General features: G+C 39.3%; 10 protein-coding genes. All 10 read right to left on the bottom strand.

Going from position 1 to position 17,847, the window contains the following annotated elements:
- Position 1: 1 nt before the first annotated feature.
- Complete coding sequence (locus WG954_RS05220; protein WP_340434304.1) at positions 2 to 1,132, bottom strand: DmpA family aminopeptidase; 1,131 nt, start codon at positions 1,130 to 1,132, stop codon at positions 2 to 4.
- Between the two features lie 18 nt (positions 1,133 to 1,150).
- The gene (locus WG954_RS05215; protein ID WP_340434302.1) at positions 1,151 to 2,722 is read right to left on the bottom strand and encodes an N-acyl-D-amino-acid deacylase family protein; all 1,572 of its coding nucleotides are present in this window, start codon (positions 2,720 to 2,722) and stop codon (positions 1,151 to 1,153) included.
- A 42-nt stretch (positions 2,723 to 2,764) separates the two neighbouring features.
- Positions 2,765 to 4,948, bottom strand: coding sequence for a penicillin acylase family protein (locus WG954_RS05210; protein WP_340434300.1), 2,184 nt, complete (start codon positions 4,946 to 4,948; stop codon positions 2,765 to 2,767).
- A gap of 63 nt (positions 4,949 to 5,011) precedes the next feature.
- Positions 5,012 to 5,794, bottom strand: coding sequence for a DUF2490 domain-containing protein (locus tag WG954_RS05205; RefSeq protein ID WP_340434298.1), 783 nt, complete (start codon positions 5,792 to 5,794; stop codon positions 5,012 to 5,014).
- Positions 5,795 to 5,875: 81 nt separating this feature from the next.
- Positions 5,876 to 6,478 carry an HD domain-containing protein gene (locus WG954_RS05200; RefSeq protein WP_340434296.1) on the bottom strand — a complete coding sequence of 201 codons (603 nt, stop codon included), beginning with the start codon at positions 6,476 to 6,478 and terminating at the stop codon, positions 5,876 to 5,878.
- A gap of 29 nt (positions 6,479 to 6,507) precedes the next feature.
- On the bottom strand, positions 6,508 to 7,410 hold the full coding sequence (locus tag WG954_RS05195; protein WP_340434295.1) for a YitT family protein: 903 nt from the start codon (positions 7,408 to 7,410) through the stop codon (positions 6,508 to 6,510).
- A 32-nt stretch (positions 7,411 to 7,442) separates the two neighbouring features.
- Positions 7,443 to 8,474, bottom strand: a complete 1,032-nt coding sequence (locus WG954_RS05190) for an adenylate/guanylate cyclase domain-containing protein (protein ID WP_340434294.1) — start codon at positions 8,472 to 8,474, stop codon at positions 7,443 to 7,445.
- Positions 8,471 to 8,848 (bottom strand): response regulator, encoded by a 378-nt coding sequence (locus tag WG954_RS05185; RefSeq protein ID WP_340434292.1) that lies wholly within the window; start codon positions 8,846 to 8,848, stop codon positions 8,471 to 8,473. Before WG954_RS05185 ends, WG954_RS05190 begins: the two co-directional genes overlap by 4 nt.
- 13 nt (positions 8,849 to 8,861) lie before the next feature.
- Positions 8,862 to 10,892, bottom strand: a complete 2,031-nt coding sequence (locus tag WG954_RS05180) for a tetratricopeptide repeat-containing sensor histidine kinase (protein WP_340434290.1) — start codon at positions 10,890 to 10,892, stop codon at positions 8,862 to 8,864.
- Positions 10,893 to 10,905: 13 nt separating this feature from the next.
- The gene (locus tag WG954_RS05175) at positions 10,906 to 17,847 is read right to left on the bottom strand and encodes an ATP-binding protein (RefSeq protein ID WP_340434288.1); all 6,942 of its coding nucleotides are present in this window, start codon (positions 17,845 to 17,847) and stop codon (positions 10,906 to 10,908) included.

The following is a 17,847-nucleotide window of genomic DNA, read 5'->3' as shown; positions in this document are numbered from 1 at the left end:
ATCAGTTGATGCGATTATATTGTTTTAGGATCGGTAATACTTTATCTAATGGTAAAGCTTCAATTGTTCGTCCGCCTTTGCCTTTCATATCTGTTGCCATAAACAACGAATTGATGATGGCTTCTTCGGTTGCTTCAATAGCTGCCATAAACAGCGGACTCATTACATCGTTCGGTAACACAGTTGTTGTAATAGTAGATGTTTTGCTGTCGTGTGAAATCAACACCGATGCATTGTTAGAGAAAGCGATCACATAATCGCCGCTGCCATTCGATGCAATGCCGCCTGTTTTTGCCAAACCCATAAAAGCACGTTTAGCTAAACGTTCAAGGTTGCGACTGTCGAGTGGTGCATCCGTAGCCACAACGATCATACAAGAACCATCAACCGGATTTTGTAATTGATCACTGAACGAGTAACGACCAAGTTTTTCACCAACAGGAACGCCGTCAATCTGTAACACTCCACCAAAATTTGTTTGAACTAACACACCAACGGTATAACCACCTAATGATGCAGGCAGTTTTCGTGATGCTGTACCAATACCTCCTTTAAAACCAAAACACACCGTGCCGGTACCTGCACCCACATTTCCCTGTTGTGGTTTTTGTGTGGATGCTGTATTGATGGCTTGCAATACATGATCAACTTTTACATGCTTGCCACGTATATCATTCAACGCACCATCATTTGTTTCACCAACTACTGCATTCACCGATTGCACTTGTTCATTTCCTTTTTGTGCAAGTGTGTAATTGATAACGCCATTGATTCCTTCTGCTACACTCAAGGTATTGGTTAGAATGATCGGCGATTCAATATTTCCGAGTTCTTTTATTTGAGTGGTGCCAGCGAGTTTACCAAAACCATTTCCGGTAAAAACAGCCGCAGGTACTTTTTGTTGAAACAGATTATCGCCATGCGGTAGAACTGCGGTTACACCTGTGCGGATGCTATCTGCAACAATCAATGTAACATGACCAACTTTCACACCTGCCACATCAAGAATAGAGTTGGTGGGTCCCTTTTGCATTACACCGATTTTAATGCCGTATGCTTCAGCAGGTTTTCGTTCCTGTGCAAGAGCAGAAGTAAATAAGCATGTACAAACGATGAAAGAAAGAAATTTCATTCTGGTTGATTGACATGTTTACAATTGAAAGCCCGGCCCTTTCAGTGAGCGACCGCTTCTTGTACCGTTATGCTTTCCATCTTCAACAACAATCTGGCCATTCACCAACACAAACGTAAAGCCGGTTGAATATTGATGCGGTTGTTCAAATGTTGAATTGTCTTTTACAGTTGCTGCGTCAAAGATCACAATATCAGCAGCCATACCTTCTTTCAACAAACCACGATCTTTCAATTGAAATTTTTGTGCAGGCAATGAGGTCATTCTGCGGATGGCTTCTTCCAAAGTGAGTATTTTTTCTTCACGAACATATTTCGCCAATACTCTTGCATTGGTGCCATAACCACGTGGATGCGGCACACCACTACCAAACAAACGGATACCTGCATCACTTGCAAACATATTGAACGGATATTGCATGATGCGTTTTACATCAGTTTCACTCATACCATGAAAGACCATTTGTGCGCCGCCGTTGATCACCATTTCAACAATCGTTTCGGCTTCCGCTTTTGCTTTATGTTTTCTTCCTTTAATAAGATTTACCTGCTCAATACTTTTACCATTGAGCGTTGTATCAAAACGATAATTCGCCACAACAGGGTAACTGAAATGTTTCAGCTTGCGTTTCTTCAAGCTTTTTAACATTGATTCAATAACATACTTGCGGGTATCTGGTCTATTCAATCGTGCAACGATTGAATCTTGTCCATCAGCTAAAATCTCATCCGGTATCAATATGCCGAGTGAAGTACTGCTGGCAGTGTAAGGATATTGATCGATGGTTACATCCACACCATCTCTTCTTGCCGTTTCGATCATCGCAATGGTTTCTTTGCTTCGTCCCCAGTTTTGTTGACCGCTCACTTTAAAGTGTGAAATTTCTACCGGCATCTTATTCAAATAACCGATCTGGATAGCTTCACGAATGGCAACTGCCACACTATCACCTTCATTGCGGATATGACTTGCATACACGCCATTGTATTTTGCTGCAGCACCTGCCAGCTTTACCACTTCATCTGTTTTGGAATACGTGCCGGGGATATAAATTAAACCCGTTGAAAAACCAACAGCCCCGTTCTTCATTGCTTCTTCCACCAGCAAGATCATCTGTTGCATCTCTGCTTCGGTAGGGTCTTTCATAGCACGACCTAATACTGTTCTGCGAACATCGTTATGACCGATGAGTGCTGCAATGTTGATCGATGTTTTCAAACTGTCGATGAATGCAAAGTATTTTTTCATATCAACCTGCGACGAACCACAGTTGCCCGTTACAACAGTTGTAACACCATCATAAATAAAATTCTCTGCTGTTGGGGTTCGTTTTTCTTCGCCTTCAATATGGGTGTGCACATCAATAAAGCCGGGTGCTACTATCAATCCTTTTGCATCAATTACACGTTTTGCATCTTGCTGTTTCAATTTACCAATGGCAACGATCTTTCCATCTTTCACAGCAAGATCAGAATAAAACCAATGGTTACCCGTACCATCCAGAATTTTTCCATTGGTAATAAGTACATCATATTGCTGAGCAACAGCAAACAGTGGAAGTAGAAACAGGAAGATTAGAATTGATCTCATGTCAGTTAAATTATTCGCAAAGCGATATTACAAGTTAAAAACTTATTCACCCGGATGATAAGTTCGTTCCGCATGTTTCAGCACATCTTCTTTGTAAAACAACACGTCTTTAAATTGTCCCTTCGTATACATCTCCAGTTGATCAGTAAAATGTTTACTGTTGGGATCGCCACTGTTACCACCGGCCAATAATGATTTTGCTTTTATCTTATCTCCAAACTCAACCGCACACACAAAGCTATTACCATGGAAGCCGTAGCGTTTTTTTGTTCCGGGGAAAGTGCGACTGTTATACGAGGGCAACATGCCCCAAAGTGCAGAAGCAAACGGAACGGGATAGCTGATCTTATTATCATCATACTTTTGAACAAGATCATTACTCACCCGTTGATAACGGTTAATATCTCCCCACGGAATTTCCCATGTGCCAAATTGCTGTTTCAATTGTTTCACTGTTTCATTCAAAGGCGCCAGTAATTGCAGCGGAATAGCTGTTGCAGCAAAACGTTTCGTAGCAGTTACCTGGTCGTCATCTCCATCTTCAATATAAATTTTTCGGATAGATGCATTTAAACGTTGTGCCCATTCAACCGCCAATGTTGTGGCAATCGAATGATTTGAAGAATGGAAGTCCCAGTTTGCAAGAACAGCAATGGGCGCTGCCAATGAACGATGCAGACTGTCGCCCGGTTGCACACCTGTTTCATAGGCTTTCACCAGCGCAGGAATCAGCACTTCAAACGCAGACAGATAAGTATCATAACCTGCAGCAATGGTTTTATCAATGGTGAATTTATTTTCTTTACTCAATACTCTTGCTGCATTTATACCACGGAAGTTTTCTCCATCAGGGGCCATATAAACCGGGTAATCTTTTTTCTTTGGACTTGCTTCGCCACTAACAGTGTAAGGAGTGGAGTTGCAGTTTTGTATCCAACCTGTTGATGGATTGATCATCTGCACTGTTTCCGTTGCGTCATGCAATCCCTGCCATTCAGTTTCAACAGTACTTCCATCAACTGTCTTTCCCCAATTGAATTTTGTATTTCGTTTCGGCACATAGTTACCATGCCAGTAAGCAATGTTGCCTTTGTTATCTGCAAACACAGTGCTGTTACTGGTATTACCACGCAGCGCCATTACTTTTTTATAGTCATCCAAACCTTTTGCTTTGGTGCGTTGCCAGCTTTGCAACAAACCATTTATCATGCGGTTGCTTGAACGTACGCTGATGAATTGTCCGTTACGTTTTGCCATAACCGGACCATGATGCGTGGAATATGTCGTAAATGTTTTTGTAACGAGCTGATCACCCTGCTTCACTTTGATGCTGACCTGCTTTTGTTTTACTGCACGTTTTTCATTGTTGTATTCATACGTCATGTTCGTTCCACTGCCACTCATCTTTTCTGCATACATATCAGCCACATCAACATTTGCACTGGTATGCATCCATCCACAATATTCATTGAAGCCTTGGTACACAAAAAACTGTCCCCATGTAACGGCACCATACGCATTCAATCCCTGTTCACTTACCACATGTACTTCCGGGCGGAAATAAAATGTTACATGCGGATTGATATACAATATCGCTTTGCCGCTTTCTGTTTTTGATGGAGCAATGGCAAATCCATTGGAACCGCTGCTGTTGTCTGTAAATTCTTTTGGGTGATAAGCAATGGTTGCATTTGTATTCCCATACAGGTTCTTTACATCTTCTGCAGTAATATCACCTGTGCTGATAGCGCCAATACTTCCATCGGTCCATAGTAATTGATACCAGGGTTTGAAACGAGTAAGCAACGCCGGCTTAACACTAGGATGTGTATAGAGATAATAATTAATACCATCAGCATAAGCCAGTAATAATGTTTTTAACCATTGCGGCGCTTTGTTATAATCAGCAACTGCTTCTGCACTATCGATCACTAAACGTAAATACAGATCATTATACAATTCACTCTCACCTGCAACTTCTGCTTTGCGGCCCAGCTTTTCAATATAGTTTGCTTCCACCCGTTTAAAATCATCTTCGCATTGTGCATACAACAAACCAAACACAGCATCTGCATCTGTTTTTCCATAGATATGCGGAATGCCCCAGTTATCACGAATAATGGTTACACGTTGGGCCTGCTGTTTCCAACGTTTGATCTCTGATTGTGAGAACGATTGAGCAAAAATTTGTAACGGTAGCAAAAGAAGAACAAGAAAATACCTCATAGCTGTAAGTAGAGTTGGTCTGTTCCACTAAGCTAAGTATTCGTTGCATGCCTGCAAAAAGCTTTACAGTAACGGTAGGTTGTTTTGTGCTGTTGGTGGAGAAGATTGTTTTTTTCTAAAGTCGGGTTGCCAATAGAAAAATAAACGAATGGTGTGGTTGCGATTGTATTGGTAGCCACTCAGCCGTTGCTGCCAAACATGCATATAACCGAAATCCAATGCCAGCGAAGGGGTGATCTGTTGCTTGATGCCGGCAAAAAAGCGGTTCTGATCAAAGTTGTTGTAGATAATATGCTTACCGGCTTGCATCATCAGTTCATCTGAAAAGGCAAGTGAAGGAATGTATTTGTTCTTACTGAGCGGAATAGAAGCAGCTAACTGGTAACGGAAACGTGTGCTGTATTTGTACGTGTTACTTAATTCACTGTTGATGACGTTCTGTATCCAGCGTTCTTCTATCCGAAAACGTTGCGATAGTTGTATTTTACCCACAGGCTGACTGAGTTGCAACTGTTGTACCAACCTGTTTTCATTTACAAATAATTCGGTAGTAGCTGTTTTGTTGGCAAGCCACATGTGTCCCCCGGCCAGCGAAATGCTCAGATTTTTATTGATGTGATAGGCTGCACCAACCCTGGTATAATAAAAGTTATTATTCTTTAAATAGTTCGTGCGACGTATATGCAGATCGGCAATTACAGACCATTTATTACTGATGCGTGCCTGTGTATTCACACTTGTCCAGAAATGATTTTGTGTTTGTACATCACGGGCACGTTGTGCTGAACTGTTGTGAGATAGGAAAAGAAACAAAATGAAGAAGTACTTAATTGTCTGAAAATACATTGCGCAAAAATACAATTACCAGCATGCCGGTAAGTGAGTTCTGTCACACTCAATGCTGATCTCAGTCGTTTGGCGATTTGCTTACTGCCATTTGCGCAAAAGCATTTGCAGGTAAGCTTGTTTGCCAGCATCTCTATGTGCCAGCGAATAGGATGTGTGATATTGATGCGTTCTTAAAAAGCCGATCTGCATTTCATCCCAGCTTTTTTCATCGAGATTTTTTATATGTAGTTTCTGTTCAAGGAAAAGTGTGTGTGCAATTGATACAGCATCTTCTCGGCCAAGATAATCCAGGTCAGCATCGCAAAGAATTGATTCAAGTCTTGTTTTTGGTTGTTGTGGAATTTTTGTAGCCATGATCATTGAACAAACTGCTGCAGTCTGTTCGGGTGTAAAATGAAAGCCGGGTAAATATTCTTCTGCCAACCGGCAACCTTTTTCCTCATGGTTTTTGTGCGTATAAATAAAACCTGAATCGTGAAAGGCTACGGCCACACGCAATAAAGCAATTTCATCGGTTGATAAATTTTCAAATGCTGCAATATTCATAGCAGCATTCATAACATCGAGTGTATGATGGTAACCGTGATAAGCCAGGTCTGTTGACAATTCTTTTTGTAAACAGCCTAAAATAAATGCCTCTGCTTTTTGGTAATCGGCTGTCTTGATTTCTTTATCGTGCATGCTGATTATTAGATGAAAGATCGTTAATGTTAACTGACATGTGCCCTTGCTTTTAATACTCCACCTGCAGCTTCTTTAATTGTTTGAACATAAATAAATGCTTTGGGATCAATTCCTATAATTGCTGACTGAATTTGATGTACTTCCAATCTACTCACAATTGTTACAATAATGTCGCAATCGGTTTTAATGTCAAAACTACCTGGCAGATAGCCACGCTCACCTTTATAAACCGTGATTCCTTTTCCCTTCTGATTAACAAGAAAATCTTTTATTAATTCAGGTTCGGCAGAAATGATGTTAACGGCCGTATATTGTTCAATACCATCCACTACATAGTCAACTGCACGTGTTGCAGTAAAATAAGTGATGAGAGAATACATAGCTGTTTCAAGACCAAACTGTGTGCCGGCCACCGTAAAAATCAGAAAGTTGATCAGCAGGATAATTTCACTGTTGGAAAAACCCGTTTTGCGTTTGGTAAATACAGCTATTACTTCGGCACCATCAATAACACCACCGCAACGTATCACCAAGCCAACGCCGCAACCGATTATAACACCTCCAAAAATGGCAATGAGTAGTGGGTTGGTGGTTATGGGATGTATTTCTATAAACTGCAAACCAATGGCTAAAAGAATAACAGCTAAAATTGTTTGCACAGCAAATGTTTTACCTATACGACGGTAACCAAGATAAATAATGGGTGCGTTCAATAACAACGTAAGTATACTGATGTTCCAGTGAAAAATTTCGTGCAGTAAAATTGAAATACCGGTAATGCCGCCATCCATAAATCGATTAGGTATCATAAAGCCACGCATGGCCAGCACTGCCAGGGATACGCCAATAATTATTTGTAACATGTTTCGTAAATCGAATACCTGGTACCAATTTATTTGTTCGTTCTGTATTTTTTTTAAATGTGACATTCGGGGTTAATTTTTGGGATCAATGATGTGGATTAATCTAAAACTTCAAAAAGCACCACTTCTTTTTGCCTGTTTTTTAAAACAGATGTACCTATTTTTTTACAATTGAATGAGAGTTTCACTTTTTCATAATTTTCTTCAGTGATAACGATCTGACCTTTGTCAGCTTTCGATTGTATTCGTTGTGCAATATTTACAGTGTCGCCAATGACGGTATAATCTAGGCGACGTAACGTTGCAGACCCGATGTTTCCCGAAATCATTTCACCACTGTGAATACCCATTGATACTTTGGGTGAAAAGCCATGATCCTCCGGCAATGCATCAATTTTATTTCGTATAGATAAACATGCATCAATCGCCCTGTCTAAATGATATTCGTCTTTAAAAACAGCCATAATGCAGTCTCCTATAAATTTATCTACAATTCCTTGCTGTGCAATAATTTCTTTCACCATCAGGTCGAAATAATTATTGAGCATACGCACAACAGTATCGGCCGGTTCTTTTTCACTGATGGATGTAAAACTGCAGATGTCAATAAATGCTACAGTAGCTTCAATTGTTTCATTGTCACTTAATGATGCTTCATATTCCCTTGTACCCATAAATGTGAGCACATTTGAATCAACATACATTTTCAATATATTGTTTTCCTTAATAGCCTGCAGTGTTTCTTTCATCTGGTTTACATGCCGGATTGTTTTTTCCATTGTCAGTTCCAGATCTTCAAAATTCACCGGCTTGGTTATAAAATCAAATGCACCTCTGTTCATGGCAACACGTATATTTTCCATATCACCATAGGCTGAAACCATTACGGCTTTTGTAAGAGGCGATACATCACTCAACTTACTCAACAATGTAAGTCCGTCCATTTCAGGCATATTGATGTCACTTAACACAATAGAAATATCCGGATGCTTCTGCATTTGATCTAACGCTGCCGTACCATTTGCAGCAAAAAAGAATTCATATTGATGATCTCTTATCTTTTGCCGAAACTTTTGCCGGATGAGCACCTCCAGATCGGCCTCATCGTCTGCTACCAATATTTTTGTCATACAATGCAGGTTTTGAGTTTTTCTTTTAAAGCTATAAAATCCACGGGCTTGGTTAAAAAATCATCAGCACCTAATTCTTTTGCCACACGATAATTTTCTACATCACCATAGGCGGTAATCATCATTACAACCGGTGGTGGTTTGTGAAATTTCTGTTTTATATGTTCCAGTAATTGAAGGCCGGTCATGCCGGGCATATTAATGTCGGATAGGATGAGAACGGCCTCATGTTCGTTGTGATGGAGGTATGTAATTGCATCTTCAGCAGAAAAAGCGAATACAAATTTGAATTCGCCTGACTTGATTTCTTTCCTGAAACGTTGTTCAAAAAGTACCTGCACATCCTGCTCATCGTCAACCACTAAAATTTTCATGTTTTATGTTGATTTATTTGGGTAAAATAATACTGAATACTGTTCCTTCACCTTCTATTGTTTCCACTTTCAACTCACCGTGATGAGCTTTTACAATATCATAACTTAAACTCAAACCTAAACCTGTTCCCTGTCCGGTTGGTTTGGTAGTAAAGAATGGCTGAAAGATTTTATCCATCACTTTTTTCGGGATGCCGTTACCATTGTCTGCTACGCTGATCTCAACTTTGTTTATTTTATTTTTTGTGGTTACAGTAACCATGGGCTCGTAATTTATGATTCCTGACTTCTTCTTCTCATCTACAACATAAAACGCATTCGTGATCAGATTAAGAATCACTCTTCCAATATCCTGCGGAATCATATTAACTTTGCCAATGCTATCATCAAAGTCTGTTTTCATTCCGGCATTAAAGGTTTTGTCTTTTGCACGAAGACCATGATAGGCTAACCTGAAATATTCATCAGACAGTTTATTGATGTCCGTTGGCTCTTTGGTAGCACTGCTGCTGCGGCTGTGCTGTAACATTCCTTTGACAATATCGCCTGCACGTTTGCCGTGGTGATTTATTTTTTCAAGATTTTGCTTTAAGTCTTCTGCTATCTGTTTTGCATCATCTACATTTCCTTTCGCTATTTCTTCATTCATTTCATCGATCAACTCTGTACTTACCTCCGAAAAATTATTAACGAAGTTTAATGGGTTTTGAATTTCATGGGCAATGCCTGCAGTGAGTTCTCCCAATGAGGCCATCTTTTCTGATTGAATTAGTTGAGATTGGGTGGATTTGAGTTCGTGTAAAGTATTTTCCACTTTATCTTTTTGCTCTTGCAGAACAAGATTGGCAGTATGCTTCTGTCGGTTATTCCTGTAAAGTAAGAATGCTATTAAGAGAATTACAATAAGTCCTGCAGATAGTATATAGGTTCTGATCATATTTTGAAATTCATTCTTTTCCTTTTCAATATTCTGAAGCCGTAATTGGTCTTCTAACAAAGCTTGTTGAAAGGCAGCCATATTTTGTAATCTATAATTGGAAATACTGTCTTTAGCTACAATAGTGAGTCCGGCATATTTCTTAATACTATCCTGTTGACCCTGTAACAAGTAGCTTTGATATATTTTTTCATATGCCACCCCAATATCCTGATTTTCCCGTTCAACCCGCCCCTGAGAATTTAGTGTTTGCTCAAAAAGTTTTGCGTAGTAAAGTGAAGAATCTTTTTTGCTTTCAGCAAGGTAATATTCGCAAAGTCTTAAATATCCTCTGGCCAGAGCACTAAGAAATCGCTGCTCATTTGCTCGTTCAATTCCCAAATGGTAATAGCTAAGTGCAAGATCCTTATTTCCTTTCTTCCAATAGATATATCCAAGATCCACCAGGATATAACAATAATAGATTTTATCATTAAGTTCTTTTCCAATTTTTTCTGCCCTGATTGAAAACAGAAGGGCAGAATCAGGTTTGTTCAACTTAAGATATAGTGCACCCAAATCATTGGTCGCAACCATCAATCTGTACTTATTTTCGGTCTCCTCAGAAATTCTTATTGCTTCGTTAAGATGAAACAATTGTTTATCATAGTTTTTTATTCTTCCCAATAGCCACGAAAACTGAACATGATTGTTTGCCAGAATTGATAGTCTTTGATAAGAAAGTGGTTTATCTTCTGCAATATTCCACTCATTGCTTTTTTCAATTTCAGGATTCTCAGCTATTGTGAATGCTGACAAATAATATTTTAAGGATTCCGCATATCTGCCTTTGTTTTGTAGTTGCCATGCAAGCGTAGATGAAGCGACTGCTTCAGCCAGTTTCATGTTATTTTTTTGAGCAATCTGTACACCAATTTCAGCATATTTAAGTGCAGAGTCAAGGTTGGTATTTACATAATAAGATAGCAACCGACGGTTCAATGCGAATCGCATGGAATCATTAGCAGCGTTCTTATATGCATTTACCAGACTATCTGATAATATCAACTGTGCATCTGAAAAAAAAGGAATAAAAAGTAAAAGCAATAATTTAAAAATAAACTTCATTGCATAGTTGATTTTATAATTGAATAGTAAATGTTGAACCCTCTCTTTCTTTCGTCTCTACCTTCAATTCACCACCATGTGCTTTTACAATATCATAACTTAAACTCAATCCTAAACCCGTCCCTTGTCCTGTTGGTTTAGTGGTAAAGAATGGTTGAAATATTTTATCCAATACTTTTTGAGGAATGCCGCTGCCATTGTCCTTTACTGCAATCAAAACCGTGTTGTCTTCTTTCATTGTACTTACTTCAACTGTAGGCTCAAAACCTACTATGTTTTGTTTTGCCTTTTCATTCACTGCATAAAATGCATTAGTAATCAAATTCAGAATTACTCTTCCAATATCCTGTGGAATAATGTTGATGTTACCGATGCTTTCATCAAAGTCTGTTTTCATGGTTGCATTGAAAGTTTTGTCTTTTGCACGAAGACCATGATAGGCTAACCGCAAATATTCATCAGCCAGTTTATTAATATTTGTTGGTTCTTTGGTAGCACTGCTGCTGCGGCTGTGTTGTAACATTCCTTTTACAATATCGCCTGCACGTTTGCCATGATGATTTATTTTTTCAAGATTTTGCTTTAAATCTTCTGCTATCTGTTTTGCATCATCTACATTTCCTTTTGCTATTTCTTCATTCATTTCATCGATCAGCTCTGTACTTACCTCCGAAAAATTATTAACGAAGTTTAATGGGTTTTGAATTTCATGGGCAATGCCTGCAGTGAGTTCTCCCAATGAGGCCATTTTTTCTGATTGTATCAGTTGTTTTTGTGCAGCCTGTAATTCATTCAATGCATCTTCGGTACGTTTTTTTTCTTCTTTCAATAAAATCAAATCCTGTTCTGCTTTCACTGCAAGGGTTTCAGCCTGCTGCAAATCTTTGTAACGTTTATAGGTAAGACTAAGCACTGATGTAAACCTGCGGTAAATCTGTAATTCATCTTCTTTCATTTCTTTTTCTGTCCATGCATACACGCCACCTTCATTAAAGAAGAAGAAATACCCATATTGTACTTCATCATGTGCATAATCAGGAAAGGATATTTGTGGCCGTATCACTTTGTAATACTCCTTTATTTCGTCGCCTCTTAATACAGGATAATAATCGGTTTGTGTAAGCCATCCCTCATATACTTTTTCCAATACAGGATGACCTTCCATAATTAAACGACCTACCAGCTCAAGACTTTCGCCATGTTCAGTTGTGTTCCAAGTAAACAATTCTCCGCTGCGGCTTTGCTTATCAAGCAAACCCACGCCACATCTTCTTGGCGTAATGCTGAACATTTGCAGCTCTCTGTAGAACACATGGATGGTATCCGATAAATCCTGCGTATTGTGCATGGCCATTGCTTTGCTTCTAACTCTTTCAAGCGATGCTTCAATTTTTGCTTCTCTTGTTTGTGCTTCTGCTTTTTGTAAGTCGAGGAAACGGGTATAAGTAAGGTCAAACACTGATGCAAACTTTAGCAACAATTGCAATGACTCTGGAGGTCGTTTTTCATTGGCACCTAAAGCCAACATTCCTTTCGAAAAAAATGCTGCACATACAATTCGCTGCTGTTCCTTTCCAAGATTAGTGGGGAACATTTTCGAATTTGTCAACTCATTTCTATACTGGTTATAGGCATTCAATTCATCTCCCCTCAACTCTACAACTAATGTTTTTTGTTGCTTTTTCCACGCCTTATAAACTTTAGCCATCATGTAAGGTTCATCAATACTGTGGTTGTAAATTTTCTTCAATGTGTCACCAAGCAGTGTTGCTGAAATTTCCACTACATGATTTTCCTCGTTTATAATTCCGATAGTGAGTTGTTCTACGGGTTCGCCCAACTCTTTCATCTGTTCAAAAAGAATATGAGATGTCTCGGGCAGTTCATCGCTTTTATGCATCGCCATTGTTCTGCTTCTTACTCTTTCCAACGCCGCTTCAATCTGTGCTTCTCTTGCCTGTGCTTCTGCTTTTTTTAAGTCCAGGAAGCGGGTGTACGTCTGTTCAAACACTTTTGCGAAACGCTGAAGAATGGTGGCATTTTCTTCTGTAAGCTCATCTTTACTTAATGTCTGCAGGTAACCATGTGAAAAAAATGCCGTTGAGAACTTTAGAAACGGTATTGCAATCATTGTTGCCTTTGCTTTGGCCGGAACTTTTTTAAAATCAGTCTTTGTAAAAAAAACAGCATCGTATGTTTTTTTCATTTCACCGGTATATTCAAATACACTGTACGCTTCGCCGTTTCTCCAGGCAGTCAGTTGTGCATCTACATACGGATGGTTGAAATAGGGGACTTTGTAGCTTTCCGGATATTGATCCTGAGCAAAGCCAGCAATCCAAAATTCTCTGTTGCCGGTGTGTTTATCCGCAATAACAATGTTGCTTGCGTTTGCATTAAAATGGAGGGTTTGTAACTGATGATACATCGTTTGTACCACTTCCCGTAACTCATCGCTATGCTGCATGGCCATTGTTCTTGCCCGAACTCTTTCCAATGCTAATTGAATTTGAGATTCTCTTGCCTGTGCTTCTGCTTTTTGTAAGTCAAGGAAACGGGTATAGGTTTGCTGAAATACTTTTCCAAAACGCATCAGTGTAGTATTCTCTTCCTCTGTATAAGGAGTGCCTGAAAAATTTTCAATGTACAAGCCAACATCATCCAATAATACAGTTGATATGGCAAGACCGGGGCAAGTGAAGTAATATTCTTTGTCTTTATCGGGCACAGGAAATAAAGCAAAGAGGTCTTTGTAGAATTTATTCTTTTCTTCAAAGTTTAAATGATTGGCAAAAAATTCTCTGCCTTTTGCTTTTGCTTCTTTAAAACTGTTCCAGTGGGGCGAATCAAAATAAGGAATGGTTATCTCTGAGGGAATATAATGTTGATCAGCCAGCCAGATATGCATATCATCACTTTCTTTATAATCCATAATAAAGCCGGCATGCTCAACTGCAATGTTTATATGAACCAACTGCTCATACACTACCTTAATTATTTCTTTTAGTTCTTCGCTTTTTTGCATGGCCATCGTACGGCTCCTTACTCTCTCCAACGCTGCTTCAATCTGTGCTTCCCGTGCCTGTGCTTCTGCTTTTTGCAGATCGAGAAAACGGGTATAGGTTTGATCGAACACACTCGCAAAGCGTTGGAAAATATCATGTGCATCCGGAACAGGTTCATATGTAATAAACAAAAGAAAACCTTTGGAAAAGTAGGCATGATGCATGATCTGGAAAGTGGGTAAAGGATGTCCTGCTGCAATAATTGAATCAAGGATTTCACCCACCACCGGTAGCGAACGCATATACTGGTAATGCTTCACTAATTTTTTCCCTCCCATTTCTACTACATGAAATGTTTTTCCATCTTCCTGTCCCTTTCGCATCTGAATAAATAACTCATCTTTTGTGGTAGGGGCTGTAAAGGGTGGTTGCAATACTCCTTCACTACTCATCCATAGTGTAACAGCATTTTGTTGTTCATCATTCCAGATACAATAACCTGCACTCCATGCAGGCATACCTAATGATTGTACTTGCTGGAACAGAATTGTTGCAGCATCCGGTAATTCGTTACTGTGCTGCATGGCCATGGTTCTGGCCCTAACTCTTTCCAAGGCTAATTCGATCTGTGCTTCTTTTGTTCTTGCTTCTGCTTCCTGCAAATCTTTAAAACGGGTATATGCCAATGAAAAAACAGCTGCAGCCCGTTTTAATAAATCCCAACTTTCAGCTGATATTTCTCCGGGAGAAGCAGCACCCATATAACCACCGGGAAATTTCAGCAAATGATAAGTGCGTTCAGGAATTTCAGTACCATAATAACCTTGTAAAACAGTTGAACGATCTGCACAATAGTTGATCCATTCTTTACGGTTAGTACCTTTCATGATAATGGAAGTTTGTTGCTTCGCTGACTGGCAGAACTTCCACATTTCTTTTCCAACCCAGGTATCGTTTAATATTAACGTTATTTCATCGCTCACCAATCTTTTACTTTCTTCCCGTATGTCTTTGATAGCATACCAACATTCAGCAGATTGTTTTTCTTCATCAACAATATAAATTGAAATTGTTTCCAGTTCTTCAACGCCCAGCTTTCCCATTTCTGTTCTTAATAAGCTGGCTACTTCCATAAGTTCTGCCGGCTTTTGCATAGCCAATGAACGGGCCCTTACTTTTTCCAACGCCGCTTCTATCTTTGCTTCTCTTGCCTGTGTTTCTGCTTTTTGCAGATCGAGGAAACGTGTATAAGACTGATCAAACACTTTTGCAAACCTGAAAAGAATATCTAACTGTTCATCCGTATGTTGCGCAGGGCCTGATGCTTCTATTAATCCAAAATTGTTGAATGATCCTGAGACGGTGGTATGCTTAGAAGTTAAAATTCCTTTTTTAACCGCTTTTGGAAGCCGTGAAAGTTCTGTTTCGTTCAGTAGTAAGTGATCAATTGTTTTTTTCTCATCTCCCTGTAACTCATATACCCATTTGTGAGTTCTTTCTTTCCATCCATTTATAATTGCATCGTAGTATGGGTGCTTAAGGCGTTTTATGAAATAGCTTTCTGCGTTGTGTTTGTCTTCAGCATTAGCCATCCATAATCTTGCTGTCAGTGTTTTCGGATCAAATATCCAGATAATACAACGGAAAAGAATTAAGTCAAGCTTTGTTAGTTCCTCAAAGAGCAACGCAACAAGGTTGCTTAATTCTTTTGAGTTGTACATCGCCATTGCTCTTGCCCTAACTCTTTCAAGGCCTAATTCTATCTGTGCTTCTTTCGCTTGTGCTTCTGCTTTTTGCAGATCAAGGAAACGGGTATAGGTTTGTTCGAATACTTTTGCGAAACGCATAAAAATTTCATGCGCTTCGGGAACCGGTTCATAAGTGATAAAGAGTAAGTAGCCATATTTGAAAAAAGCTACATGATCAATTTGCGAAGCAGGAAAGGGAATACCGGCATTTTTCATTTGCAGTAACTGATCTCCTACACCTGGCAAACTGCATAAATACTCATAGTGAGCAGGACATTCGTTTTCACCGATCTCGTTTATAAAAAAAGTCTTTCCATTTTGTGCGGCATTATAGTAACGAAGAAAAACTCCTTCTCGTGGCGTTCTGTATTGCGGAAACGTACCTTGTCCATTACTGCCCCATTCCAGTGAACTGTTGGGATCTTCATCGTTTATATTGAATGCACAAAACCACGTGGCTACTCCTAAAGCCTGTACCTGCTTCACCAATTCAAGTGAGAGATCTGCAAGCTCTTCACTTTTATGCATGGCCATGCTTCTTGCACGCACCCTTTCAAGTGCTAATTGTATCTGTGCTTCTCTTGCCTGTGCTTCTGCTTGTTTTAAATCATTGAAACGGGTATAGCTTGAATCAAACACTTTTCCAAAGCGATGAAGGATGCTGAACTTTTCATCTGATAAGGCTTCAGTACCCAATATTTCCAACGCTCCAAAGTTGTTAAACGAAGCAGAGAAAACAACTTCTTTTGGAACAGATAAAGCTTTCTTTAAAGCACCGGGCATATTGGGCTCGTTGGCAAAAAAAGTTTTTTCAAAACTTGTCTTCTCTTTGCCTGTTAATGTATAGATCCATTTAGGATCTTTTTCTTTCCATGCATGAATGATGGAATGAAAGAAATCGTGTTGAAATGGTTTTAATCGAACAGGCTCTGCGGGTTTATTCATTTCTGCACTGGTTACCCATAAGGTATTGGTGGATGTTTGTGTATCGCTTATCCAGATAATGCAGCTGGTCAATGAAAAATCAAGCGTAGTCAGTTCTCTGAATAAAACAGAAACAAGTTCGGCAAGTTCATCAGAATTCTGCATAGCCATTGCTCTTGCACGAACTCTTTCTAATGCTAATTCAATTTGTGCCTCTCGTGCCTGTGCCGTTGCTTTTTCAATATCGAGATACCGGCGGTAGGCCAGTTCAAATACATTGCGAAAGCGGATAACCAACTTCTGTTCTTCATTGCTCAATGCTGCATAAGTAGAAACGCCCAATGCCACCGGCCCTAATGAATACCAGTAATAATTGAGTGAGCTTGCTTTAAGCAAATACTCATCAACAAACTGGTTGGTTGATTTTTTTTGAAAGACATACCATTCCTTTACTTTGCTTCCTTTCAAACTCCGTTTAAAAAATTCATTGGGGCCATCCAGCATTTTTTTAATAAATGCTTTTGTCATGGGATGATCCGTATAACTTACTTCTGTAACTAAAAGCTTATTGTGCCCGGCATAAAACTCATAGTTGATATAAGTGCCTTTTTCTTTACGGATAACAGCCGTCTGTACATTACGTATTTCTTTAACCCCTAATTTTTTTAACTGCTGTGAAATGGTTTTACAGATGCTGAGCATATCATCTGCCTTCTTCATAGCCATGGCTACAGTACGAACCCGTTCCAACGCCGCTTCTATTTCCAGTTCTTTGTTTTTGCTTTCCAGCTCAACGGTACGGCGTTGTACTGCTTCTTTAAGCTGAAGATTTTCTTTTTTTATTTTTTGCGTTGCTATTTGTTCGCCTTCTTCTGTCCGGCTGTCGGGAAAAGAACCATGATGAAGAATTATTTTCCATGCATCCCCTTTTTGTTCAAATATAGAAGTAAGACGTACGTGCCCGTAAAACACCCACTCTTTTTCAGCTAAAACATATAAATCAAATTGTTCATTTACAATAATGGTATTACCTGCCGGTTTTACTACGATCTTCCTTTTGCGCATTTCAGCTTTGCCGGTCATTTGATCAGCCGTTGCCTTGTAAAATTTTACGGCCGCTTTTTTATTGGTAAAGATTTCTCCTTTGGCGGTACCAAAAACAGTGATATGATTATCGTAAAAAGAAACAGAGGTTTTTATATCACCTTTGAGATAGGCATCCCAATAATCATTATATAATTTCAGGATTTCTGCTTCCAGTTTTTTGGTCAGTTTCAT

The organism is Lacibacter sp. H375, from assembly GCF_037892425.1.
Classification (GTDB): Bacteria; Bacteroidota; Bacteroidia; order Chitinophagales; family Chitinophagaceae; genus Lacibacter.
This window is presented reverse-complemented; position numbering and strand designations above follow the sequence as displayed.

Coding starts and splice junctions, on each gene's coding strand:
- WG954_RS05215 (WP_340434302.1), bottom strand. CDS start 2,722: ATGAGATCAATTCTAATCTTCCTGTTTCTACTTCCACTGTTTGCTGTT.
- WG954_RS05185 (WP_340434292.1), bottom strand. CDS start 8,848: ATGAAAATTTTAGTGGTTGACGATGAGCAGGATGTGCAGGTACTTTTT.
- WG954_RS05210 (WP_340434300.1), bottom strand. CDS start 4,948: ATGAGGTATTTTCTTGTTCTTCTTTTGCTACCGTTACAAATTTTTGCT.
- WG954_RS05190 (WP_340434294.1), bottom strand. CDS start 8,474: ATGACAAAAATATTGGTAGCAGACGATGAGGCCGATCTGGAGGTGCTC.
- WG954_RS05180 (WP_340434290.1), bottom strand. CDS start 10,892: ATGAAGTTTATTTTTAAATTATTGCTTTTACTTTTTATTCCTTTTTTT.
- WG954_RS05200 (WP_340434296.1), bottom strand. CDS start 6,478: ATGCACGATAAAGAAATCAAGACAGCCGATTACCAAAAAGCAGAGGCA.
- WG954_RS05195 (WP_340434295.1), bottom strand. CDS start 7,410: ATGTCACATTTAAAAAAAATACAGAACGAACAAATAAATTGGTACCAG.
- WG954_RS05175 (WP_340434288.1), bottom strand. CDS start 17,847: ATGAAACTGACCAAAAAACTGGAAGCAGAAATCCTGAAATTATATAAT.
- WG954_RS05220 (WP_340434304.1), bottom strand. CDS start 1,132: ATGAAATTTCTTTCTTTCATCGTTTGTACATGCTTATTTACTTCTGCT.
- WG954_RS05205 (WP_340434298.1), bottom strand. CDS start 5,794: ATGTATTTTCAGACAATTAAGTACTTCTTCATTTTGTTTCTTTTCCTA.